19 protein-coding genes are annotated in these 24,502 nt (G+C 45.9%); 3 read left to right on the top strand and 16 right to left on the bottom strand.

Annotation, left to right across the window (positions count from 1 at the left end; all coding sequences use genetic code 11):
- Positions 1-27: 27 nt before the first annotated feature.
- The 5 genes from LOZ80_RS08770 to metH all read right to left on the bottom strand — a co-directional run bounded on the left by LOZ80_RS08770 (position 28) and on the right by metH (position 9,961).
- Positions 28-1,005 carry a lysophospholipid acyltransferase family protein gene (locus tag LOZ80_RS08770; protein ID WP_238171066.1) on the bottom strand — a complete coding sequence of 326 codons (978 nt, stop codon included), beginning with the start codon at positions 1,003-1,005 and terminating at the stop codon, positions 28-30.
- Positions 1,006-1,025: 20 nt separating this feature from the next.
- Positions 1,026-1,796 carry a GNAT family N-acetyltransferase gene (locus LOZ80_RS08765; RefSeq protein ID WP_238171065.1) on the bottom strand — a complete coding sequence of 257 codons (771 nt, stop codon included), beginning with the start codon at positions 1,794-1,796 and terminating at the stop codon, positions 1,026-1,028.
- Between the two features lie 151 nt (positions 1,797-1,947).
- Positions 1,948-5,202 (bottom strand): discoidin domain-containing protein, encoded by a 3,255-nt coding sequence (locus tag LOZ80_RS08760; protein ID WP_238171064.1) that lies wholly within the window; start codon positions 5,200-5,202, stop codon positions 1,948-1,950.
- A gap of 379 nt (positions 5,203-5,581) precedes the next feature.
- The gene (gene rnz, locus LOZ80_RS08755; RefSeq protein ID WP_238171063.1) at positions 5,582-6,511 is read right to left on the bottom strand and encodes a ribonuclease Z; all 930 of its coding nucleotides are present in this window, start codon (positions 6,509-6,511) and stop codon (positions 5,582-5,584) included.
- 12 nt (positions 6,512-6,523) lie between these two features.
- Positions 6,524-9,961, bottom strand: a complete 3,438-nt coding sequence (gene metH, locus LOZ80_RS08750; RefSeq protein WP_238171062.1) for a methionine synthase — start codon at positions 9,959-9,961, stop codon at positions 6,524-6,526.
- Between the two features lie 217 nt (positions 9,962-10,178).
- On the opposite strand from metH, the gene LOZ80_RS08745 reads away from it, so the two are divergent.
- Entirely contained in the window at positions 10,179-10,721 is a 543-nt protein-coding gene (locus tag LOZ80_RS08745; protein ID WP_238171061.1) for a 1,2-dihydroxy-3-keto-5-methylthiopentene dioxygenase, read from the top strand.
- A gap of 76 nt (positions 10,722-10,797) precedes the next feature.
- Here the strand turns inward: LOZ80_RS08745 and LOZ80_RS08740 are convergent, their stop codons facing one another.
- From LOZ80_RS08740 to LOZ80_RS08730, 3 genes are all read right to left on the bottom strand, one after another.
- On the bottom strand, positions 10,798-11,589 hold the full coding sequence (locus LOZ80_RS08740; RefSeq protein ID WP_238172934.1) for an HAD family hydrolase: 792 nt from the start codon (positions 11,587-11,589) through the stop codon (positions 10,798-10,800).
- A gap of 44 nt (positions 11,590-11,633) precedes the next feature.
- Positions 11,634-11,816 carry a DUF896 domain-containing protein gene (locus LOZ80_RS08735; RefSeq protein ID WP_238171060.1) on the bottom strand — a complete coding sequence of 61 codons (183 nt, stop codon included), beginning with the start codon at positions 11,814-11,816 and terminating at the stop codon, positions 11,634-11,636.
- A 135-nt stretch (positions 11,817-11,951) separates the two neighbouring features.
- Positions 11,952-12,371, bottom strand: coding sequence for a LysM peptidoglycan-binding domain-containing protein (locus LOZ80_RS08730; protein WP_238171059.1), 420 nt, complete (start codon positions 12,369-12,371; stop codon positions 11,952-11,954).
- A 148-nt stretch (positions 12,372-12,519) separates the two neighbouring features.
- Here LOZ80_RS08730 and lexA point away from each other — a divergent pair, with 148 nt between their 5' ends.
- A complete protein-coding gene (gene lexA / locus LOZ80_RS08725; protein WP_173215639.1) occupies positions 12,520-13,137 on the top strand; it encodes a transcriptional repressor LexA in 618 nt (205 codons plus the stop codon).
- A 79-nt stretch (positions 13,138-13,216) separates the two neighbouring features.
- Here the strand turns inward: lexA and LOZ80_RS08720 are convergent, their stop codons facing one another.
- On the bottom strand, positions 13,217-14,455 hold the full coding sequence (locus LOZ80_RS08720; RefSeq protein WP_238171058.1) for an aminopeptidase: 1,239 nt from the start codon (positions 14,453-14,455) through the stop codon (positions 13,217-13,219).
- Positions 14,456-14,668: 213 nt separating this feature from the next.
- Here LOZ80_RS08720 and LOZ80_RS08715 point away from each other — a divergent pair, with 213 nt between their 5' ends.
- The gene (locus tag LOZ80_RS08715) at positions 14,669-15,109 is read left to right on the top strand and encodes a hypothetical protein (protein ID WP_238171057.1); all 441 of its coding nucleotides are present in this window, start codon (positions 14,669-14,671) and stop codon (positions 15,107-15,109) included.
- Between the two features lie 254 nt (positions 15,110-15,363).
- On the opposite strand, the gene glnA is transcribed toward LOZ80_RS08715, so the two are convergent.
- The 7 genes from glnA to LOZ80_RS08680 all read right to left on the bottom strand — a co-directional run bounded on the left by glnA (position 15,364) and on the right by LOZ80_RS08680 (position 24,369).
- On the bottom strand, positions 15,364-16,704 hold the full coding sequence (glnA, locus tag LOZ80_RS08710; protein ID WP_189013971.1) for a type I glutamate--ammonia ligase: 1,341 nt from the start codon (positions 16,702-16,704) through the stop codon (positions 15,364-15,366).
- Positions 16,705-16,744: 40 nt separating this feature from the next.
- On the bottom strand, positions 16,745-17,155 hold the full coding sequence (locus LOZ80_RS08705; RefSeq protein ID WP_189013973.1) for a MerR family transcriptional regulator: 411 nt from the start codon (positions 17,153-17,155) through the stop codon (positions 16,745-16,747).
- A gap of 96 nt (positions 17,156-17,251) precedes the next feature.
- Complete coding sequence (locus LOZ80_RS08700; RefSeq protein ID WP_238171056.1) at positions 17,252-18,502, bottom strand: methionine gamma-lyase family protein; 1,251 nt, start codon at positions 18,500-18,502, stop codon at positions 17,252-17,254.
- A gap of 2 nt (positions 18,503-18,504) precedes the next feature.
- On the bottom strand, positions 18,505-19,830 hold the full coding sequence (gene hflX / locus LOZ80_RS08695) for a GTPase HflX (RefSeq protein ID WP_238171055.1): 1,326 nt from the start codon (positions 19,828-19,830) through the stop codon (positions 18,505-18,507).
- A 562-nt stretch (positions 19,831-20,392) separates the two neighbouring features.
- Positions 20,393-21,658 (bottom strand): iron uptake transporter deferrochelatase/peroxidase subunit, encoded by a 1,266-nt coding sequence (gene efeB / locus LOZ80_RS08690; RefSeq protein ID WP_238171054.1) that lies wholly within the window; start codon positions 21,656-21,658, stop codon positions 20,393-20,395.
- 28 nt (positions 21,659-21,686) lie between these two features.
- Positions 21,687-22,853, bottom strand: coding sequence for an EfeM/EfeO family lipoprotein (locus tag LOZ80_RS08685; RefSeq protein ID WP_238171053.1), 1,167 nt, complete (start codon positions 22,851-22,853; stop codon positions 21,687-21,689).
- Positions 22,854-22,887: 34 nt separating this feature from the next.
- Positions 22,888-24,369: an FTR1 family iron permease gene (locus LOZ80_RS08680; protein WP_238171052.1), complete on the bottom strand. Its 1,482-nt coding sequence runs from the start codon at positions 24,367-24,369 to the stop codon at positions 22,888-22,890.
- Positions 24,370-24,502: the final 133 nt, after the last annotated feature.

Raw genomic sequence — 24,502 nt, 5'->3', positions numbered from 1 at the left:
ATCACCAGTCCTTTGGATCAATATGTGCTAACCCGCTTCCGCTGTCGTCAAAGGCTTGCTGTCTTGCAAATCGGTGAAATCTATTTTGTATGCACCCGCGTTTTCCCAGCGTTCATGCACATTAAACCAATAAAACCAAGAGGCTGGTTGTTCACGAATGACCTGCTCGATAAAAGAATTCAGAACGACGTTAGCCGCGGCACGTTCTTTACGTCCAGAATGCTCAAATTGCTTATATAATTCAATCGGAGTACCAAACACAAGACGATGACGGAATCCCTTCATCCGATAGCCGTAGAATGGAACCACAGGCACTTGAAGCTCCAGAGCTAGCATGGCAGCGCCTTCCGGGCTCCTTGTCAGCTTGCCGAACAGTCTGGTTAAGGGAAAGTTCGGCCGCCAGAAATCACCGAGAATGAACACAACACCGCCACGGAGCACATGCCTTCTGAGCGTTCGATACATTTCAAGCTGCGGCACGCTGTCATAATCCAATCCTTTGCAACCCAAAGCTGCGAACTTTCCATACAAAGGTTTGAGTTCTGGACTGCCGGCAGAGGCAACGGTCAGGCAATCAAATTTTTGACTCAAATACCAATAATAGAAGAAAAAGTTCCCGATATGCGGCGTGTAGATGACCATTCCCTTCCCCATCGCCAGACGATAAGCTTCCTCTAGATGCTCCTCCCCCTGAACACTTAGAAAGGCCTTCGAATTTGCTTGCAGCTGCTCCGAACGGAACAAAACTTCGTATAAGGTAAACACGACATTTTGCAAATATTTCTTTGTGATTTTTGTGTAATAAACGTCAGGCAGCTCTCCCAAAAGATCGCCCAAATTTGATTTCATTCGTCTCAGAAAAGTCGTGCCTATAGCTGCATACATGATCATCGACAGGACTGTACAACTATCTGCCATCAACCTATCTGGAAACATGCGCAAACCTTTTTCAATGCGAGCAAGATTTCGTTCATTTGAAGTCAATCGTCCAATCCATTCGTACAACGCACAATCCTCCCTACTGCTTATTCCGCTAAAAAGTGCCGCTTATAACGCTTAGTGATCCGTTCTTTTTGCAGAACGATGAAGAAGTCAACGGTTTTGAACAACGCATCATACGCCGGTTCTCCGCCAATTTCAGCACCAAGCCATTGATAGCCTTTCATCAGAGGAGGCAGTTTGCGAAAAACATCCTTATCATTACTGTCAATAGGAATTTGCGCTATCCCTTGGATGAGATGAGTCGCGAGTGGTTTAATTCCGTAACGATCTGTAATCATTTGTTTTTGTAAAAGTAAGGAGTAGATCAAATTGAGTTCCTCGACCTGGTTAACATGTACGCTGGCGCATCCAATTAGATGGCTATAATTTCGCTCTGCAATGTACCCGGCAATGCCTTCCCATAGCAACTGAATTGCCCTTCCTCCACGATATTCAGGTGCTATGCAGCTTCGTCCTAGTTCAAGCGATTGTTTTTTATAAGTTGTATAAGAAGTCAAATCAAATTCCGTCTCTGAATAAAACCCAATGCCTGTCAAAGCGCGATCCCCTGGCAGCAACCGATACGTGCCTATCACTTTATCCATGTCCAAATCTTTAACGATTAGATGGTCGCAATAAGCGTCATACGCATCTCTTTCGAGCCCATCCTCATTGTGCAGCAGCATGTTGTTCTCTTCTACTACGAAAACCTGATACCTCAATCGCAGAGCTTGCTCAATGTCATTTGTACGGTTTGCTAGCATGACCGATAGATTCGTTTTCCGGGGCGCTGTATTCAGAAGTAATCCACTCAACTTCCTCACACCTTTCAACTGGAGTCTTACTTCTTCAAGGTTAACAGAGGTTTATTAAGTGTTTATTTTCGGCTTATTAATATTTTGTTTTGTTTTTTTCCCAAATGTAAAGAGACCGTCATTCGTCTTTACAACGAATGCGGTCTGCGAATTAATTAATAAAATGCATATAGACTAGAAGTCTGTTCAGCATAACTGCTGCTTGAGCTCTGGTCGCATTCGCATGCGGCTCCAGTTTAGTTTCGGTGATACCTTGCATAAGGCCATTTTCCAACGTAAATGCCATCGCTTCACGAGCCCAATCGTCAATCACATCATGATCTTTAAATGGCGTTAGCACGGCTTCAGCGGAAGCGCTTACCACTGATTGACCTGCACGCTGAATCGTTCGATTCACCATAGCCGCCATCTGCTCGCGGGAAACATGCTCGGATGGACGGAAGGTCCCATCATCATAGCCTTGGATGAGTCCAGCTTGCGCGGCCGTATTGACTAAACCAGCATACCAGTCTCCCTTAAGTATATCCCTGAAGGCAGAACCTGCTGCCGGCTCGGAGTTGTCAACCTTCATTCCTTGGGAGCGAATCAGCAAGGCCGCGAATTCAGCGCGAGAGATTTCTTTTTCAGGATCAAATTTATCACCGCTTACACCGCTGATGATTCCCTTGGAAGCAAGCTTCTCCACATCTTCACGGGCCCAGTGTGCTGACATGTCGGCAAAGGATTTAGCTGCACTGATGGCTGTATATATCCCACCACTCTGATCCTTCACAAGCATACTCCAGCTGCCGCCTACATTCATTAATTGCGAAGGTACGAAAGACGATTCCCCCGTTGTCGCATCGATTCGGACTGCCGTCGCATTGGCTGCATAGGAAGTGCCCGGCAATGCCAGTGTGCGTTCAACGTAGTTGCCGTCCCAACCGTTCAAATCACTTCCATTGACACTAATTTCGAATTCAATGGGATTAGTGAGAAGAAGACTCGCATTGAGCTCCGTCATTTTTTGACTCACTTGGGCAGCTAAGGGACCTGCGTCATGCCGGATAAGCACACGAATGAATCCATCTCCTTCGACAGCATGATTTTTTAGAAAGAGCAGTGGAATGGAAAGGCTGTTCGCATCCAGTTCAACCCGAATGACCGAATGATTATCGCTTACTTGCAGATTGTTAAAAGAACTTGTTGGAAATTGAATCACCGTCGTATCTTTGTAATCTTGTACATGCAAGGTTAGCAGGGTTGCCGGATTCGAGTTCAGCGATTGGAAGGCTGTAGCTAAACGATCCGCATCCACCGTAACTCGAGATAGAAGACCGCCTTCCGGCGAATTCTCGCGCACCAGGTTACTGCTTAGTGCAGCTCCCGCTGTATTCGCAAGCGGGGCGACAGGAGCACTTTTCAAACTAACATTAACGGATGGTCCTGTTGTAGACCAATTATTCGCAAGATCCCCCGCTTCCACTTTAAACTGATAATCCTGTCCTTCTGTTAACCCGGTTATCGTAGCCGATAACTCACTTCCACTTACAGTTGTCACTACATTCGAACCCTTGTAAACACGGTATGACGTTATACCAACATTGTCTGTCGCCGATGTCCAAGTTAATGTAGTCGATGTAGCAGTTGCCTCAGAGGACGTCACGCTGGAACCGTAGTTCCAGGTCGGAGCTGATGAATCCAGCGCACCTACCGTTACGTATATTGTCGTTGATATGCCGCTGTAAGTAACTGTAATTGTCGCCGTACCTGCCGATGAAGCAGACAGATAACCACTTGAACTGGCATAGACAACGGAGGGATTGGAGCTGACGAAGCTGGCACTTGAGGTCACAGTCGTGCTGGTATTGTTCGCATCGTAAGCACGAATAACGACATATTTGGTAGCATTCAGCTCCATATTCACATAACTGGCATCGGCTTCAATGCGGCTAACCGTGGTGGTCACATAAACGGTAGCTGAAGCCGTGAAAGATCCATAACTCGCAGTAATGTTTGCCGACCCAGATGTGACTGCCGTGATCGAGCCACTGCTATTAACCGTGGCCACCGACGGATTGGAACTGACGAAAGTGATGCCGCTGGATATCGTCTGTGTACTGCCATCATTCAGATAAGCTGTCACATAAGGATAGCGGTATGCGCCAATCTGCATGGAATAAGAGTAAGTATCAAACGCAATACGATTCAGATTGGCTAAGGTCGTCGAAACTGTCACTGTGGATGTCGTCGTTTTCCCCATATAAGAAACCGTTACATTCGTTGTTCCCGCTGAAACGCCAGTAATGACGCCACTTGTGTTAACCGTCGCAATCGCCGTATTGCTGATCGAATAGATTGCCCCTGAAGTAATACTTTGTGAATTGCTGTTGCTGTAAGTCCCCGTCAAACGAGTAGTGGATGTTTGCCCCGTTTGCACGGAATACGAAGTACGATCAAGCGCTATGCTGTTTAAAATTTGTTGGTTCCCGGGCGTCGTCCCGCCGTCAGGCCCATAAATTTGAAATTCGGCGACATTCGCATAAGTGCCAGCTGTCCCCACACTCGTCGTCGTTAAGCGAAAATAACGGGCAGTCACATTGCCTGCATCCACATACCGCGGCTCCCCGCGCTGTGAATTGCTTGTGCGATCTGTAAAGGTATACCACGTCAGACCATCCACAGAAAAATCAATCTTATACCCGTACACTTCATCTTGTTTCTCATACGTCGTCTCAAACCGCTGCACATTAAGCAGTTGTCCAAGATCGACTACCAGCCATTGCGGTAAAGACACATTGCTTGGTGCCCAACGGGTTGAAAGCTGCCCGTCTACTGCCTTGGAAGAACCCAGAGATGTCGAAAAACTGCTGTAGGCTGCTGTTGTTTTATTTAAAGATAACAGCATGAGCGGCGTATTGGATGTATATACACGAAAATCATAAATGCTTGCTCCATCGCCAGGCGTACCTACACCAAGTACTTGAATTCGGACAAAACGCGCCTGAACATCTCCCGAATCAGAGTAATACGGGAAACTGATGTCGGAATTCGATGATTGATCGGCAAATAAGCTCCAATTTATTCCATCTGCTGACGTTTCAATGGTATATTGATAGGAACTAGCCGCGTGCTCGAACACAGTCTCTACACGTTTTACATGAACATTCTGAGCAAGATCAACCGTCAGCCATTGAGGCAATTGCAAGCTGCTGGCGGTCCATTTGGTTTGAATAAATCCATCTACCGCTTGGTCTGCACTGTAGGTAGCACTGGTTACACTGGATGCGAACGCAGATTTACCTTGAGAAACTGGAATTTCAGCGGCTTTTGCATGGTGATTCCAACCAACAATACTGAATAAAATACTTACAAACACGACTAGCAATATTTCCATTACAGCCCGTCTGTAAACATAATACGTCATGTCCACCCCCTTTTATTAAGCGGTTACATTAATTTTATCAGATGAAGGACTAATCCGTATATAGTCGAATAGTCGTCTAGCAAATAGAACTAGCCCACCCCTTCCTATCAAGGGGCAGGCGGATGATTCATCCCATCTTTTCACTCAGAATCTCTGTAAGCGTGGCTGATTTCTCTGATCATAATGTAAAAAATCGAGGACATAAAGATGGATAGCAGCACTTCTGCCCATGTGATCCCCATACCTTCACCTCGGTTTTACGGGCTATGGTTAGTGTATGAGGATTCCAGGATTAAATAACTACTTTTCATTCAAAATGCCGCTTACTTTATTAAAAAGCAAGAAGCCTTCTCCACGAGTGGAGAAGGCTTCTTTTTTTTTACGCTTTACGCGGTATTTCAAAGTTCCAGAAATCTTTGGCTACATAGCTATTCGCATGAAACTGCTGTGCTTCTTGCAACAGCTCATTCACAGCATCTCCTTGATAGCGTGAGCTGATATGCGTAAGGATCAACGCGCCCGCTCCCGCGTCGCGGGCAATCTTGGCTGCATCATGCGATGTCGCATGATCGAAAGAGTACGCGAGTTCCTGCTTATCCATAGCGAAAGTCGCCTCATGCACCAACACATCCGCGCCGCGGGCTAAGTACTCAGCCCCTTGGCAATAACGCGTGTCACCAAGGATGACAACGATTCGCCCAGGTATAGGAGCTCCTAAATAATCAGCTCCATGCAGTGTTCGGCCGTCTTCCAACTGAACAGTCAAGCCTTGTTTCAATTGTCCATACACAGGGCCCGCTGGAATACCCAGTGCCGCAAGCTTATCGTGCATCAGCTTGCCTGGCTGATCTTTCTCAATAATCCGAAATCCAAAACATTCAATGCGGTGTTCCAACCGCGCTGTTTCAACGGTGAAGCTTTGATCTTCGAAAATGACGCCTTCTTGGTCGATCTCAACAATGTTCAGCGAATAAGTCAAATGTGCACCGCTCACTTCAAGGGCCGTCTCCACAAAACGTTTCAGTCCTGGTGGCCCATAAAGGGTAAGTGGTGTATCCCCGCCCAAATAGGAACGGCTCGACAACAATCCGGGCAAACCATAGAGATGATCGCCATGCAAGTGAGAAATGAAAAGCATCTCTGTACGTCCCAATTTCACCGGTGAATTCAAAATTTGCTGCTGCGTCCCTTCACCACAATCAAAAAGCCAATAAGTGCCGCGTTCTTCCAGCAAATTGAGCGCAATGGAAGTAACATTCCGCTGCTTGGAGGGCATACCCGCCCCAGTCCCTAGAAAATACAATTCCACAATCTAAACTCCTTAACCTACGTTAAAGTAACGTGCTTCTTTATGACCGAATACAATCGCTGAAACGGATGCTTCCGGCTCCATCATGAACGACTCTGTCAGCTCAACGCCAATATCTTCTGGCTTCAGAAGATTGAACAGCTTCGCTTGATCTTCCAGATTCGGACATGCCGGGTATCCAAAGGAGAAGCGTTGACCGATATATTTAGCGCCGAATCGTTCCTGCATCGTCATATCTGCGCGATCTGCAATCCCAAGTACATCCCGCATAATATGATGAATTCGCTCCGCGAAACCTTCCGCCACTTCCAAAGCAGTCGCTTGGAGGGCATGGGATTTCAAGTAGTCTCCGTTATCGCGCCATTCTTTGGCTAATTCATTAATATCATGCCCTGCTGTGACTAACAAGAAGCCAACGTAATCCATTTGACCACTCTCTACCGACTTCAAATAATCAGACAAGCACAGGTACGGCTCTTTATCCTGACGCGGGAACGTAAACGTTTCTAGCACCTTGCTGTGATCCTGCGGGTCATAGATAATGACGTCATTTCCACTCGACTGTGCAGGGAAGAAACGGTACATGCCATGAGCTTTGATAATCCCATCTTTCTGAGCTGCGTACAAAATGGAATCCACCGTATCTTTCAACTGCATAGCCTTCGCATTCTTTTCGCCTAATAGCTGTTCAACCTTGCCTTTCAGACCTAGGTGATGTCCTAGAAGCATCTGCATATTCACATATGGCATCAGATGACTGATGGGGTAATCTCTTAAAATGTGGCGCTCAGTATCCTGTGGCACATTCACGGGCAAATCCTTGGAAACAGCCGACGAACTCACACGAGTTAGCTGTGGCAAAGCTTCTTCTTTCTTCCCGGCGTCCATCACATCGGATTCCAGACTCTCCCTGAGTTCCTGAATAAGTCGTTTGCGTTGTTCAGGATCGCTGAGACGGTTAGCAATGTCGAGACCATCCATCGCATCTTTTGCATAGAGTACGACACCTTCATACTCCGGTTGGATGCGTGTTTTCGTGAACTTGCGCGTAAGCGCGGCACCACCAACCAGAATAGGCACATCAACACCAGCGGTGCGCAGATCCTGAGCGGTAATGACCATTTGCTGAGCGGATTTGACCAATAGTCCTGATAAGCCAATTGCATCCGGCAGTTCTCTGCGGTAAGCTTCGATAATTTGATCCGGCGGTACTTTGATACCGAGGTTTATTATTTTATAGCCATTGTTTGAGAGAATAATCTCCACGAGATTTTTCCCAATATCATGCACATCGCCTTTCACCGTAGCCAGTATGATTTTCCCTTTGACCGCTGTCTCCGATTTCTCCATAAATGGTTCCAGATAGGTTACAGATGCCTTCATAACTTCGGCACTTTGCAGAACCTCAGCTACGATCAACTCATTATTATTGAAAAGGCGTCCAACTTGCTCCATCCCCTTCATGAGAGGTCCATTAATGACCTCAAGCGGCGAGTAAGTTTGCAGCGCTATTTCTAAATCCGTAATCAGTCCTTCTTTCGTTCCTTCTACGACATAAGAACCAAGTCTGTCTTCGAGAGACAGATTCGAAATCTTCTCTTTCTTTTCCACTTTTTTCTCACGGAAATGCGCAACAAACTGGGCGAGAGTTTCATCTGTTGTATTATAAATGAGTTCTTCAGCCAAGTGGCGTTCAGTATCGGGAATCGAGGCATAACGCTCGAGTTTCTCCGTATTCACGATCGCATAATCAAGACCGGCCTTCGTACAATGGTACAAATAAACCGAGTTCAATACTTCACGGCCCGCATCCGGCAATCCAAAGGAAATGTTGCTTAAGCCAAGAATCGTTTTGGCCTTTGGATATTTCTCTTTAATCATCTTGATCCCTTCGATCGTTTCCACCGCAGAGCCAATATATTGCGGATCTCCCGAGCCGACAGGGAACATATTAGGATCGAAGATAATATCTTCCGGATTCATGCCATATTTCTCAGTCAAAAGCTCATAGGAACGCGTGGCAACTTCAATCTTCGCTTCACGCGAAACAGCCTGCCCTCGCTCGTCAATCAGGATACAGACAACCGCGGCACCGTACCGTTTAATCAGCGGTAAAATCCCTTCAAACTTCGTTTCCCCGTCCTCCAGGTTAATCGAGTTAATAATCGCTTTCCCCTGTGAATATTTGAGGCCAAGTTCAATAATATGGTCATACGTCGAGTCAATCATCAATGGAACTTTCACTTTTTTCACAACTTGCTGCATAAATTCTTCAACCGCATAAGCTTCGTCGATATCTGTATCCTGCAAGTTAATATCGATAACATGAGCGCCGTTCTTCACTTGATTCCGCGCGATCTCCGAACCTTCTTCGAACTTGCCTTCTTTAATCAAGCGTTTGAATTTCCGCGAGCCCGAAATATTCGTCCGTTCGCCAACCATGATTGGCCGGTTCTCAGGCTCAATGAATAAAGTTTCAATACCCGACACAGCTGGTAAATGCGTCCCGTTCTGCAATCTTGGCTTGTATTGACCAAGCGTTTCTGCCAAAGCTCGAATATGATCTGGCGTAGTACCGCAACAACCACCTGCGATGTTCAACCAGCCTTGTTCGGCAAAGCCAGCCATTTTCTTGGCTAGAGACTCAGGTGACTCATGATAGTGACCATTCTCATCGGGCAAGCCTGCGTTCGGGTAACAACTGATAGCCGTATCCGCTATATCCGACAACGTACGAATATGATCCCTCATGAACTCAGGACCTGTTGCACAGTTAAGTCCCATGGAAATCGGTTTTAAATGCTCGAGCGAAATATAGAAAGATTCGATATTTTGCCCTGCCAACGTAGTTCCCATCGGTTCAATCGTACCTGATATCATAATCGGCAGCTCAATACCTGTTTTCTCATAGGCTCTGCGAATGCCAATACTTCCTGCTTTCACGTTCAGCGTATCTTGCGAAGTTTCCAATAGAATAGCATCCACACCAGCCTCAACCAGTGCTAATGCTTGCTCATAATAGCTGTCTTCGAGTTCTTCGAAAGTTACACCGCCAGTAACCGATAAGGTTTTGGTGGTTGGCCCCATAGCGCCAACAACATAACGCGGCCACTCCGGTGTTGAGTATTTATTAGCTGCTTCAATCGCCAGTTTGGCTGCAGCAAGATTTAATTCACGGTGACGGTCCTGCAAATCATACTCGGCAAGTACGACACTTGTGGTTCCGAACGTGTTCGTTTCTATCATATCAGCGCCAGCGGCGAAGTAAGCTTCATGAATTTTGCGGATAACATCTGGACGTGTAACACAAAGAATTTCATTACATCCATCTAGATCATCGCTTCCGAAATCCTCAGCTGTTAAGTTCTCTTGCTGAATCATCGTACCCATGGCACCATCGAGGATCATAATCTTTTTCTTTAGCTGCTCTTGAATCGGCGGTTTCGACATTACATGACTCCCTTTCAACTTATCCTAAAGCGTATACGAAATAAAAACGACAATTTATGTTAAGATTTAGTGTAACAGAATACGGCTTCTATGAAAAGATTATGAATTATCTTTATTTCCTATAGGATTTATCGGAAAAATTTTTCTTCATCCATCGACAGCCTTCCTCATTTCCACTATAATACATAGTATATTTACTTAGAAAGAGGGATGCAGCATGGCACAAATAAGAATTCGCAATACCAATGAACGAATTGAAGGCGAAGCAGAAGTTAAAGCCTTCTTGGATAGTCAACAAGTTGTCTACGAACACTGGGATCCAAACAAGCTTCCTGAAGCGCTTCGCGAGAAATTCATCCTGAATGATGAAGAGAAAGATCAGATTATCAGCACGTATGAAGAAGAAATTCGCGACCTGGCCGCTAGACGCGGCTACGAAATTTGGGATGTTATCGCACTATCCGATGCAACCCCAAACATCGAGGAGCTCCTGAAGAAATTCGAACAAGTCCATACACATACCGAAGATGAAATTCGGGGCATCGTGTCCGGCAAAGGCATTTTCATTATTAAATCCGAAAGCGAAGTTGGTTATTTCGACGTTGAACTTGAGCCAGGTGACGTCATTTCCGTTCCTGAGAATACGAACCACTTCTTTACCTTAATGGACAACCGCGAAATCGTAGCGGTGCGCCTCTTCATCGAGAAAGATGGCTGGGTTGCTTACAACATCGATGACCCTGAATTTATCAAAGCGTAATTCATATTAATGAACAAAGCCCAACGGCAAAGGACCTAGCGTCCAATGAACCGTTGGGCTTATGTTTGTTTATCTCTCAAGCGTTGGCAATAATCGGTAAAATATCTTGAAGTCGTGTAACTTCATGTACCGGAACTATCTCGTCACCGCTTTGAAGGCCATGATGGTTAATCCAAATGTTACGCATTCCAACGCTGCCTGAGCCTAGAATATCCGTAGTCAGCTTGTCCCCGATCATAATTCCTTCTTCTGCCTGAATGCCGAGCAATCCCAAGGCATGATTAAAAATGGACTTCGCAGGTTTGCCTTCGCCAAACTCGCCTGATATCACAATGTGATCGAAGTAAGCGGCAATAGTCGGCACGCCAGCTAATTTCTCCTTTTGCAAGTCCGGAGAGCCGTTTGTTAAAAGCAGCAATTGATAATTCCCTTTCAATGCATCTAGAACTTGAAATGTCTCTTCATAGACCAAAGGGCGGCTGCGTCGTTCCGCAGGAAACAATTCCCCCAATTTATAACCCAGCTCACGATCTTCGATTCCAAGTGCACGAAGACCCCTTGTCCAAGATTCCGTCCGGTATCCAGGCGCCAGTTCCTCCAATTTACGAAAGTTCTCATTCTCACCTTGCGTAAAATTAGCCCATAACCCCTCAAAAGGATTAATACCAATCATCTTGGTGAATGGAAACGTATCAAATGTTTCATATAAAGCGCGTGCTTCTTTACGAACAGAAGCTTCTAATTCTACGGGATTCACAGCCACATGTTTGGCAGCTTCCGCACAAGTCGCATCAAAAGCTTCTTGCACACTGCGATCATCCCATAACAAAGTGTCATCCAAATCAAAAAGTACAGCTTTCAACGCCATCATTCATATCCCCTTTTGAATGTTGTTTCTATATGAACAAGCAATTACTCTTCGTCCGTAAACTTGATCGAATCAAGTTGAACTTTAAGATTGCCTCGAAAAGCCTCAATGTACTTCCTTCTTAATTCATTTCGCTCATCGATTTCTGCATCTGTTAAGCCCACTGTTTTGGCTTTGCGTGCAAGCTCGTTGATACGTTCGATGTTTTTATCCATTTCGTCGCTCATAAAGATCCTCCCTAGCAAAAATTCAATATGAATATTACTTTGCCATCCCAATTCAGTAATGTCAAGGAAACAACGAAAAGAGACGTAGGAACATGTCCTCGTCTCAGCTAATTAGTGAGTATGAAATCAATCGCTTTAAGAACCAGGCAGGATCAGTACCTGCCCTTCTTGCAATGAACTGGTGGTCAAATGATTGATTGCTTTGATTTTATCGATATAAGAACGAATGTTCTCCCTATTCTTTTTATGTAAGGAAGCAATCTGCCAAATCGTGTCTCCACGTTGAATAACTATTTTCTCTGGTACTACTATTGAGGAGACTTCTCTGATGACAGCTTGCTTGGCTAGTGATGTACTCGTTGTCGTTGCTGCCGGATCCCCCGCATAGGCCTGCACAATTGCACCAAATGAGAACACGGTTCCAAGAATAATTGCTAACAGAACAAAGCGAACAATAGCTTTAGTATAGCCAGAAGTGAAAGTCATCCCTTTGGATGTGTTAGCGGATCTATGAAGTGTACGTGAGTTGGTTGTGTTGGTATAAGCCATATACATGAGTAATCATCTCCCAAACATTTGTTCTTGTATTAGAATAACACGAACAAATGTTTGAGTCAACCCATTTTCTCGAACTTATGTTTGTACGAACTCGGGTTCTATGTTATACTTTGGGTAATGATTCCCAGTATTGGAGTGATAACTATTGAGCAAGATTTCGCAGCGTCAACAAGCTATATTGGATTTCATTAAGAACGAAGTGAAAGATAAGGGGTATCCACCTTCCGTCAGAGAAATCGGCGAAGCTGTTGGACTAGCATCCAGTTCTACCGTACATGGCCATTTGGAGCGTCTTGAGAAGAAAGGTTTAATTCGTCGAGATCCTACCAAACCTCGTGCTATCGAAATTCTGGGCCTCGATGGCGCAGAAACTCACTTTGCCATTTCAGTCGCGCGTGTTCCCTTAGTTGGTAAAGTAACCGCCGGTGTTCCTATTACAGCAACCGAGAATATCGAAGACTACTTCCCGCTTCCCGTGAGCATGGTCAAAGATAATAACGTATTTATGCTTAGCGTAATGGGAGACAGTATGATTGAAGCTGGCATTCATAATGGCGATTATGTCATTGTGAAACAGCAACAAACGGCGAACAACGGGGACATCGTAGTTGCCATGACAGAAGACGATGAAGCCACAGTGAAGCGTTTCTACAAAGAGCGCGATCATATTCGCCTACAACCTGAGAATTCCGCCTTACAGCCGATTCTCCTCAAGCATGTGACGATTTTAGGACGTGTCATCGGCTTGTTCCGGGATATGTAGTCAACCATCTTAGAATAACAAAGAAACCGAGCGGAGATTGTCTCCCTCGGTTTCTTCGTTTCACAGCCTATTCAACCAACTAAAATACAAGTGCCCAGTTCCCGCCACGAAAAATAGCCTCAACCGTGCCATCTTCCAAATAACCATCAATCTCCAGATCCGATGTCCCAATCATGAAATCAACATGAATCAAGCTCGTATTGCCGCCTCGTGCTTTTAATTCATCTGTCGACAAAGAAGCGCCACCTTGGATATTAATTGGGTAACAACTCCCCAGAGCAAGATGACAGGAAGCATTCTCATCAATACCTGTATTATAAAAAATTCGATTCATGTTAGAAATTGGTGAACCGTAAGGCACAAGGGCAACTTCACCCAAATAGCGGGCGCCTTCGTCCATTTCGAGCAACCGGGCCAAATGTTCATAACCTACTTCCGCTTGATAATCAACGACCTTCCCCTCTTCAAAGCGGAACGAAAAGCGATCCACCAAAGCCCCATTGACATTCAAGGGTTTTGTACTTGATACGGTACCGCGAACACCCGTTCTATCCGGCATCGTAAAGACTTCTTCCGTTGGCATATTAGCCACAAAACGGATGCCACTAGCGTTCGCTTTATCGCCGCCTAACCAAATATGATGCGCAGGCAAATCCACCTCCAAATCGGTGCCCGCCGCGCGATAACGCAGGGTTTTGTATTGTTTCTCATTCAGCAGTTTCCGAACACGTTTCAACTGTTCAATGTGAACGCGCCAAGCAGCTACGGGATCCTCTTCATACACCCGGTTCATTTGAAAAATAGCATCCCACATCGCCTCTACCCGCTGATCTTCTGGCAGATCCGCGTACACCTTGGATGCCCAGGCAACTGTCGGCGCTTTAATAAGGCACCAACTAAACGTACTCGTTCGGACATATTGTTGATACTTCGTACGAGCGGTAGCCGCAGCTTTGGAAGCCCTGGAGATTAGACTAGCCTCAATACCTGCGTACAGATCTGGATCTGGCACCTTAATATTCAGCAAGGCCCCGCCATTTTCGACAAATCGCTCCAGCATTTCCGTGTACCAAGTTGGATAATAATCCAATGCCTCATCATGCGCATGTTCAAATTTACTGCGTGTAATCACATCATCCTGCCAATGAACGTGCACGTAATTTGCTCCAGCTTCATAGGCTTTTTTCACAATAAGTCTTGTTAATTCTAAAGATTCCAGCGGAGATTCGACTAACAAATCCTGCCCTTTATTCAAGTTCACACCAATCTTAACGACAAGCTCCGCATATTTTTCCAAATTTCTCGTGAAATCGTCCATTCCTATATTTCTCTCCTTCGTGTGAAAAAGCCCATCCAATTAGGAAACTCCTAATTCTGACGGGATTCTCCTATCGTACATCATTTCGTTCCGAAAATAAAATAGTGCTCTCATCATCCTATCCAATAATATATATCTACTAAACCAATACCCTCACACTTATTTTTCAGAAGAATATGTTAATAGAAACTAAGGAAGGGAGGTAAGTTGGACATGCCTTTTACAACTGGTGTAATTACGAATACGAATACAGGAGCCGCTAACATTGTAGTAAACACAAGAAATATCGATACCCATAACACCGCGATAATAACGGTACAAATCTTTGCTTCTGTGGATTCAACGGTATTTCATACGGACTATGTATCCTCTTATATCGTGCTCGCTAATTCTTTTGATGTTCGTGAGTTTGTTATTGCTGGCAACGTTGCCTATGAAGTTCAAATTAATGTTTTAAACTCAACGAGTACAGTTATGTCTATATTCGGCATTGATGCATTCGGAAACCTGATTACCGATCAACGTATTCTTCAGCAGGACCTGACTTACATTTCTACTTTGAGTCCACCTATCCAACCTATTTACAGCCCTCATTCTTTCTTGAGGGCTTTCCTATCAGCCTCCTTACGAACTCAATGCCTTTTATTCGATTAAAATTGGTCATTCTGAAAATCTAATGAATTCCAGACGCGCTATTCCAAGCAAACGATCACCTTTCCGCCTAAAATCTGCTCGATAACACCAATTCAGTTCATTAAATCGCAAAAGTAGCCAATTTCTCGTCGATAAGCTTCATGCAGTTCATTAGATTCCCTTTGAGACCCAAACCGAAAATCGCATAGCAAAGAAGTTTCCGGTGAACGTTAACAAAAAAACCCTCAACGCCAACGGCGTCAAGGGTTTCAATTCTAGTAAAGGGAAAGATACTGATCTCTTTCCCATTGGTGAACTTGCGTTCTATACATATCCCACTCGATTTCTTTGAGCTCATAGAAGTGAGCCAAAGCATGCTCGCCAAGTGTGTCACAAATCACATCATCACGAAGCAGCTCGTCCAACGCTTGTTTCAGGTTGAGCGGCAAGCTAGGGATGCCTTGGCTTTCTCTCTCTTCTTCCGACATCACGTAGATATTGCGGTCAGTTGGAGGAGGCAGCTGCATTTTGTTCTTAATGCCGTCCAAACCAGCAGCCAGCATAACAGCGAGCGCTAAGTAAGGATTCGCAGCAGGATCCGGGTTGCGCACTTCAACGCGCGTGCTTAATCCACGGGAAGCTGGAATACGAATCATCGGGCTGCGGTTGCTTGCAGACCATGCCACATAGCAAGGCGCTTCATAACCTGGAACTAGACGTTTATAGGAGTTAACAGTCGGATTCGTAATCGCAGCAAAAGAGCGTGCATGACGAAGTACGCCTGCCATATACTGTCTTGCGACGGTGCTCAAACCTAACTTGTCGCTTTCTTCGTAAAATACGTTCACATCGCCTTTGAACAGCGATTGGTGACAGTGCATGCCTGAACCGTTCATGCCGAATAATGGTTTTGGCATGAATGTCGCATGAAGACCATGCTGTCTTGCAACGGTTTTTACAACTAATTTGAATGTTTGAATTTGGTCAGCCGCTTTGATGGCATCGGCATATTTGAAATCGATTTCGTGTTGACCAGGCGCAACTTCATGGTGAGAAGCTTCAATTTCAAAGCCCATTTCTTCCAACGTCAAAACGATATCACGGCGACAGTTTTCGCCGAGATCCATCGGAGCCAAGTCGAAGTACCCACCTTGGTCATTCAGTTCTGTTGTCGGATTCCCTTTGTCATCGGTTTTGAACAGGAAAAATTCCGGTTCTGGCCCAACGTTCATCGCTGTATAGCCCATTTCTTCGGCTTGTTTCAGCGCATTTTTGAGAATAGCCCGCGGATCTCCAGCGAATGGGTTGCCATCCGGCATATAAATATCGCAGATCAAACGAGCTACTTTGCTCTCCGTTACCCATGGGAAAATAACCCATGTATCCAGATCCGGGTATAAGTACATATCCGATTCTTCAATACGAACATAACCTTCGATGGATGAACCATCAAACATCATTTTATTATCGAGTGCTTTCTCAAGTTGGCTGAAAGGGATTTCAACGTTCTTGATGCTGCCCATCAAATCGGTGAATTGAAGGCGAATGAAACGAACATTCTCTTCCTTGGCAATACGTAGAATATCTTCTCTTGAGTAGTTGTTGTTGTAAGTCACGGTTCAGTCTCCTCTCAATTTTACAAGCGCTTACGAAAAGTTATTTATAAAACCGGGAAAGTTGACCTTGGATCAGAGAAACCTGATCAGGGCGCTTACCCCCGCCAATCAACTGCTGCTTCAACATTTTGTGCAGTTGGGAGTCAGTTAATTCTTTACGCTTAACTTCTGTGTGCTCGTTCAAAATGGTTGCGTCTTCGGAATCTTTATCCACCGGGATGAGTACCTGCTTGATACCGGCGATATTTACACCTTTTTCAATCAAGTCCTTAATTTCAAGAAGTCGTTCAACATCATTAAAGGAATAGAGGCGTTGATTACCAGCTGTTCGGGCCGGAATAATAAGTTCGTGTTGCTCATAATAGCGAATTTGTCTCGCGGTTAAATCAGTCAGCTTCATGACGATTCCGATGGGGAATAACGCCATATTTCTACGTATGTCATCACTCATGCTAATCACTCCTGATAAATAAAGTACCTCAACCTTATTGTACCTTTCTAACAAAAACGTGTCAAGGAGTGTCAGGTTTGTTCACAGTCTGAATTTTCACAACAATCCCTTGTCTTCCATATGCTGGATGGCCGTCATTACTCCTAATTTGCAGTGGGAATAGGTGAGCCCACCCTGCATATACGCGATATACGGCTCACGAATCGGCGCATCTGCGGACAATTCCAAGCTGCCCCCTTGGATGAACGTTCCTGCCGCCATAATAACAGGATGCTCATAGCCAGGCATATCCCATGGTTCAGGAACCACGTGCGAATCCACCGCAGCCGCCTTCTGGATGCCCTGCACGAACGTGATCAAGTGATCCGCGGACGTGAAGCGGATCGCTTGAATCAGGTCCGTGCGCGGCGTCTGCCAACGCGGATGGCTCTCGAAGCCCAGCTCTTCGAACACCGCAGCGGCGAAGACAGAGCCCTTGACAGCTTGCCCCACCAAGTGAGGGGCCAGGAAGAGCCCTTGAAACATCGCGCGCGTGGCGCCGAGCATGGCACCGACCTCGCCCCCGATTCCGGGGGCGGTCAAGCGGTAGGCGGCAAGCTCGACAAGGTCGCGCCGCCCGGCAATATAACCGCCGGAAGGGGCGATGCCGCCGCCGGGGTTCTTGATGAGCGAGCCCGCCATGAGGTCGACGCCAACTTGCGTCGGCTCCTGCAGCTCGGTGAATTCCCCATAGCAATTATCGACGAACACGATAAGGGCTGGGTTGATTTCTTTGACGAAGCGAACCATTTCGCCAATCTGTTCGATCGTGAACGACGGGCGCCACGAATAGCCGCGCGAGCGCTGGATACCGATCACCTTGGTGTTCGGCTGAATAGCCGCGGTGATGGCGCTCCAATCGGGAGCGCCATCTTCCGTTAAAGCGACTTCGCTGTATCCGATGCCGAAGTCCTGCAATGAACCTGTCCCATCACCAGGTTTTCCGATGACTTTGTGCAATGTGTCATAGGGCTTCCCTGTGATGTAAAGTAGATGTTCGCTTGGTCGCAGAACGCCAAACAACGCAGTGCCAATTGTATGCGTGCCTGATACAAAATGAGGACGAACTAGCGCTGCTTCTGCTCCCATCGCATCCGCATACACGAGATCCAATACTTCACGACCGCGATCATTATACCCATAACCAGTCGATGAAGCAAAATGATAATCACTTACTTTATGCTCCTGAAAAGCGCGAATCACTTTCCACTGATTCAAATCAATGGTCTTCTCAATCTGACGGAAAGCACCTTCCACGGTGCACTCGGCGCTTTCCATTAAACCCATGACTTTATCCCCGAATTGCATGATTAGTAACTCTCTCCCTCATGATCTTGTAACTCTTGCTGCGCTTGCAAGTCGAAGGCCACTAATTGATGGGCTACTTTGACATAATCATCTGTATTTAAGCGAACTTTGAACACCATGTCTTCCCCATCGACATCCGTTTCGAGCACATCTCCAATCCGATACATCAAGGAAATGATATCCCCTTTATCCGCCGGAATGCGAAACTCTCTGCTTTCGCCCATAAGCTTTTCTTGAATGACATTGCGCAAGCGTTCCAAATCTGCCGCGTTATACGCACTGATTTTCAGAAATTCGCCTTCCGTTGAGAGCATCTCCACATCATCTTGCGAACACATATCTATTTTATTGAAAATCGTCAATTGTTCTTTCTGATGCGCGCCAAGTTCTTCCAGGACCTCGGCAACAACTCGCATTTGCTCGCCGCGCATATCTGTTGAGCTGTCCACTACGTGCAGAATCAAGTCAGCCTCATTCGCTTCTTCCAATGTAGCGCGGAATGAAGCAACCAGATCATGCGGCAAATTCTGAATAAAGCCTACGGTATCGGTCAAAACAATTTCTTTGCCGCTTGGCAGTTCCATCGTCCGGGAAGTCGGGTCCAGCGTGGCAAACAATTGATTCTCAATATAGACGTCCGCTTGTGTCAATTGTTTCAATAAAGTTGATTTCCCTGCGTTCGTATAACCAACCAAGGCGACCTGAAACACACCGGTCTTCTTGCGGCGTTCCCGATGCAATGTGCGGTGGCGAACCACTTCTTCCAGCTGCGCTTTCAATTCGTCAATACGCCCACGGATGTGTCTGCGATCCGTCTCCAGTTTGGATTCACCAGGACCTCTGGTCCCGATACCTCCTCCTAGTCGGGAGAGATTCTTCCCTTGCCCAGACAATCGAGGAAGCAAGTAACTCAGTTGGGCTAGTTCAACCTGGATGATCCCTTCTCTTGTTTTCGCGCGCTGTGCGAAAATATCCAGAATTAATTGCGTCCGGTCAATAATTTTGACATCCAGCGCAGCTTCCAAATTCCGCACTTGCGCTCCCGACAATTCCTGATCGAAGATAGCCGTATTGCCGCCAAGCTCCTCAAGACGAAGCTTTAGCTCTTCTACTTTCCCTTTGCCGATAAACCATTTGGCATCCTTCGTTTCCTTGTTCTGCGTCATCGTTTCAAGCACCAGAACGCCTGCGGTTTCAGCTAACTTGACCAATTCCTGCAGGGAATACTCGGCAAGCAGTTCATTTTTCTTCTGCTTCTGCGTAACTAGACTGACGAGCACAGCTCTGTCATCGATTTCTTTCTCTACCATATGTGAAGTTGTTTTCATAAAGGTCTCCTTTGGATCTCAATCCGACGTTAGAAATAGGCTAAGAATCAGCGTATTCCTTCATCATTGTGTAGGAAATGCTTGGGAAAGTCAATTTAAGGAGCCGGAATATTTGATTATAACAGTGTGGCCGCCTGACATAGGAAAAACGGCTTTGCCAGCCTGAGAGATGCTCCTCTTAAAGGCGACAAATCATAGATGGAGGGAACTCTAGGCCGCTATTTAGGCAGAAAGCAGGGATGTCAGCGCAGTAGCGGAACTACAGGGTCTTATTTCTACGAAAAGTGCTAAATTTCATGCCAAACAGCAAAATAGCGCCCCGTAGTTCCCTTAAGCACGCGATAAGGACACTTTTGGCTGGAATAGCGTACTGCAGTTCCCTTAAGCACGCGATAAGGACACTTTTGGCTGGAATAGCGTACTGTAGTTCCCTCCGCGCGAGGTAGCTCGGGTAATTCCTCGATCACTCCAAAACATTTAGATTATATAAATGTTAAAAAGAGGCTCCCTCAAGGTAGTTACCCTGATGGCAGCCTCAGCATTCCATTCATAATTAAGCGAGTTAGGCAAACAAACCTTGACCCAGATAGGAGCCTTTGGCCGTTACGCCAGGCAGAACAGCGAAATAACCTCCGCCCGTTGTATCGGTATAGGCTAACATTTGATCAGGGAGCTTAGGGTTAGTCAAGCGCTTCTGGATGGATTCAAACTGCGTTTGAATATTCCGATTGAAGCAGACGAACAACAGTCCTGCATTAATGCGGCCCACATCGTCTAGATTCTCCATAAAATTGTAGCCGCGGCGCAGAATCCGTTCACGCTCTGAACTTTCACCAGCTCGTGGATTCGAAAGCCTGATGTGTGAATCCAAGGCTGTCACCTTCCCTTGATCATCTTCACTGAATTTCGGTTGATCCATTTCCGCATGACCGTCCAGCGGAGCCCCAGATACCTTCTGACGGCCTATAATCGTCTCTTGAGCGGAGTAGGTCTGCTGATCCCACGTCTCAATCCGCATATGAATACGTCGAACGACCATGTACGTGCCGCCGGCTAACCAGGCAGCGCCATCACCTGATTCCAGCCATACATTATTTTTCATGAAATTCTCATCATTAAGTGCAGGATTATTCGTACCGTCTTTGAAACCAAACAGATTCCTCTTGGTGCCTTGCGATTTCACGCCGAGCTGTCCGGTTTGCTGCCAACGCAGATGAGCAACACCGCGTGCCGCTTTGGCTAAGTTGCGAATCGCATGGAAGCAAATCATCGGATCATCCGAACAAGCCTGAATCACGATATCCCCGTGCGTTAATTGCTCTTGTAACGTATCTTTGTGAAAAATAGGCATTTCAGTAAGGCCAGCAGGCTTCTTCGCACGCAGACCGAATCGGTCTACGCCCTCTTTGTCAAACAGCGTTGCACCCACGGCGAAGGTAATGGTCAACTTCCCCGTATCTAGGCCGATTTGTTCCCCAGTATCTGTAGGAGGAAACTTGGCATCTTGCGGTTCTGCCGCCAATGGCTTGCCAGCCATTAACGTTGCCGCCATTTCCGTCCAATGTTTCATAAGCTCTTGCAGTTCTTTCACGTCCGATGTTGTAACATCGAAAGCAGCAATATTAGCGAAGTTCTGGGCAGGAGTTACAACTCCGGTTTGATGGGCACCATAGAATGAGATGGTTTCATTCGCAACATCCGCTGATGCCACATGAGAACCGCCAGGCAGAATTTGTTTGGTTTTCCCTAGCAAATCTCCTAATACTACACCGGCAGCACCCGCTGCCGTCATCCCCAAAAAAGCACGGCGATTCATTTTATCCCCCATACCCGTGACACCCCTTCACAATCTTTATTTATTTACTTAAAGTGCCTGGCATTTTGACAAGCGGTTCTGCCAGAGCTTCTAATTTATTTTTCAAATCCACTTGTTTGGATTGTTCAATTTTACTGAAATCATTCCAAGTTGTACCTACAGGAGAAAGTGTGTTCATCGTCTCGATAACCGTATTCAAGCTTTTGCTGATCTTCTCATCGAGTGCCGCGTCTTTCTTCTTCAATTCACCTTTAACCAGATCATAAATGGCTTTGGCACCTTCAACATTTGCCCGAATAACAGGAACTGTCGCACCGCTCCAACGCTCTTCTTCACCTGTGATTTTGCTGGACTGCGCTTCTTCCATCAGCTCACCCACGCCGGCGATGAAATCTGCTGGTTCAATGGTTGTTGAAGCAATAGCCTGCTGCATTTTCTTGCCGTCTTCCAGTAACCGAGCAGAATAGGTTTCTGCATCTTTCACATTTTTCTTCACGAACAGCAAATACTCTATGCGGTGATAGCCTGTAAATGCAGGATCTTTTTCGTTCTTGAAATCATCCACACGCGCGTCCATGACTCCGTCCAGCTCGCTGAAAGTTTCAATGATAGGCTCAATTCTCTCATAGGGCATCCGGGATTGTCCATAGGCTTCTTGTGCCTTTTTCAAATCACCGCTCTTCACAGCCGCATCAAGTTGTTCCAGAAGAGTAACCAGTTGTTTCCCTTGGTCTTGTACGTACTTGTTGTATTCTTTTGCCGCCTCTTGAAGCTCTTTGGAAGCTGAAATCACGTCTTTATTGACGGCTCCTTTGTTATCAGCGAAGGAAGCTGTCAGTTCCGTAACGGCTGTTTTCAAATTGTTATTAAGCGCCGTCAAGGTTGGATAGTCCAGCTTGTCTTGCTTCAAACCAGCTTCCAGCGGGGTTAGAAATTTTTCCACTTTAAAATAAAGCTCTGGGAATTTTGGTTTCACTTCATCTTCAAAACTAGCCCATTGATCTTCCAGTTGGGAGGATAGCTTTTTAGGATCTTTTACTTTGCTTGCATCCAATTGTGTTTTTAATTGGTCAAGACTTGTCGTTAATGCCGCCGAACCATCTTTGAAAGGAACCTTAGTTACCTCTGTTGTTTCTGATTTGCCGCAGCCTGCGAGTACCAATGCTGTAGCTGCTGTAAGAATAATAAGTTGTTGACGTTTGTTCATGGAAAAGTCCCCTCCGAGTTTCTATTTATAGGATTTATTTGTTTAGAGCTGTATTTCTAACTTGAATAGTTTTATAACGATCCCTAAGGACTGCGAAGACGGCTGCCAATAAGAGAATTAGCTGCGGAATCGCGCTTTCCAACGTGGGATACAAGGCAACGAAATCCCAGCTAGGAAGCCAAGAAGCTGTCGTTGCCGGCAAATAACCTGCCAGTTGCAGTCCGTGCACACCCATCCCGGCAAATTTGAAGCAGAGATAGAAAACAAAAAAGCTGGATACAAGGAAAAAGGGGCGCATCGGTATTTTTAACCCAATTTTCAAAATCAAGATAGAAACGATCAACAGAACAGCAACGCCAATCGCGATACCTCCAACTAAAGATTTCAAACTAATCGAGGATGCCATCCCGATCATGAATAGAACGGTTTCTGTCCCTTCACGAAAAACAGCTAGAAAGGCAAGCACACTCAGTGAAGCCAAACTTCCCGTAGCCAGAGCTTTGACGCTTTGATCCCGGATATACTGCTGCCAATTGGAAATGTTGGATTTGCTATGCAGCCAATAGCTCATATAAAGCAGCATCACAGCGGCAAAAATACCTGTACAGCCCGCGATCAAGAAGTTGTTATTGCCAAAGGCCGTTGCCGAGAAGAGCTGTTGAACAACGATCCCCAAAGCAATACTGACCACCAAGCCTCCAATGACACCAAACCAAATCCACTTCTTCTTATCCGCATGACCGGATTTCGTTAGGAATCCAAGCAGCGCGATAACGACTAGCAGTGCTTCTAAGCCTTCTCGAAGCAGAATCGTTGTAGCATCCAGCATTGAATAGCTGGTTTTCGCAGCTAATGGCCCCAGATCGGCATGCATCCGGGCAATCGTCGTGGCCGCTTCGCTTGCTTGTGCAGGTTCAGCTGACAATTGGGCATAAGCCGTAACCATGTCCCGTTCCATTGATGTGTATACAGCCGAAGATTGTGTAAGAACTATACCTTCGATTTGCAGCCAAGAATTGCGAAGAGTCTGAATGCTTGCCGAAGCACCGGCAATATCGTTCTGTTTGATCTGATCTGACGCGCTCTCGAGCAAAGTAAGCAAGCTGGCTACCGTAACATTGCCATCACTTTTAGCCACTTTACCGAAAGTATCCAGCTTTCCATCAATAAAATTTTGATTCAGATTATGCAAATCTTTCAGTCCGGCAACCAACTTAACCGCATCAACAGGCTGTTTCAGGGTTTGGAAAGAAACTTCGCCCATCGCTTGTTCGATTTTCTGATAAGCAGCCAACGAACGTTCTTTGATTCCCTCTTCGTAGGTCAACCAATTCATTTGAAACGTGTCAAACAATTTGGAGGCCTCCTCTAATTTGCCGCTTTCAGCTGCTTGTATGGCACTGACGATGCCTTCATCTGCTTTGGCCAAATCATTCTCTGCAGCCGCGTTCGCTGTAAATGGGATAGCCATGAACATCATTAACGCGATCCAACTTGCCATAAAAACTTTACGCATGTAGCCCACAACTCCCTATCGTATACAACCTGAATTCACCTTGGATAATACTGATAATCATTATCACCTTGAAAGTTCACTCTGTCTATTTTACTCCGATCGTCCTTTCTGTCAATTACTTTATAAAATAAAA

Source organism: Paenibacillus sp. HWE-109 (genome assembly GCF_022163125.1).
In the GTDB taxonomy this organism is placed as follows: domain Bacteria; phylum Bacillota; class Bacilli; order Paenibacillales; family NBRC-103111; genus Paenibacillus_E.
This window is presented reverse-complemented; position numbering and strand designations above follow the sequence as displayed.

Bases quoted from the DNA above. Each gene is read 5' to 3' on its own strand.
- LOZ80_RS08735 (WP_238171060.1), bottom strand. From the start codon at position 11,816: ATGAGCGACGAAATGGATAAAAACATCGAACGTATCAACGAGCTTGCA.
- LOZ80_RS08680 (WP_238171052.1), bottom strand. From the start codon at position 24,369: ATGCGTAAAGTTTTTATGGCAAGTTGGATCGCGTTAATGATGTTCATG.
- LOZ80_RS08730 (WP_238171059.1), bottom strand. From the start codon at position 12,371: ATGTATATGGCTTATACCAACACAACCAACTCACGTACACTTCATAGA.
- LOZ80_RS08685 (WP_238171053.1), bottom strand. From the start codon at position 22,853: ATGAACAAACGTCAACAACTTATTATTCTTACAGCAGCTACAGCATTG.
- LOZ80_RS08760 (WP_238171064.1), bottom strand. From the start codon at position 5,202: ATGACGTATTATGTTTACAGACGGGCTGTAATGGAAATATTGCTAGTC.
- metH (WP_238171062.1), bottom strand. From the start codon at position 9,961: ATGTCGAAACCGCCGATTCAAGAGCAGCTAAAGAAAAAGATTATGATC.
- hflX (WP_238171055.1), bottom strand. From the start codon at position 19,830: ATGAAAACAACTTCACATATGGTAGAGAAAGAAATCGATGACAGAGCT.
- LOZ80_RS08705 (WP_189013973.1), bottom strand. From the start codon at position 17,155: ATGAGTGATGACATACGTAGAAATATGGCGTTATTCCCCATCGGAATC.
- LOZ80_RS08745 (WP_238171061.1), top strand. From the start codon at position 10,179: ATGGCACAAATAAGAATTCGCAATACCAATGAACGAATTGAAGGCGAA.
- efeB (WP_238171054.1), bottom strand. From the start codon at position 21,658: ATGGGGGATAAAATGAATCGCCGTGCTTTTTTGGGGATGACGGCAGCG.
- LOZ80_RS08715 (WP_238171057.1), top strand. From the start codon at position 14,669: ATGCCTTTTACAACTGGTGTAATTACGAATACGAATACAGGAGCCGCT.
- LOZ80_RS08740 (WP_238172934.1), bottom strand. From the start codon at position 11,589: ATGGCGTTGAAAGCTGTACTTTTTGATTTGGATGACACTTTGTTATGG.
- LOZ80_RS08700 (WP_238171056.1), bottom strand. From the start codon at position 18,502: ATGCAATTCGGGGATAAAGTCATGGGTTTAATGGAAAGCGCCGAGTGC.
- LOZ80_RS08720 (WP_238171058.1), bottom strand. From the start codon at position 14,455: ATGGACGATTTCACGAGAAATTTGGAAAAATATGCGGAGCTTGTCGTT.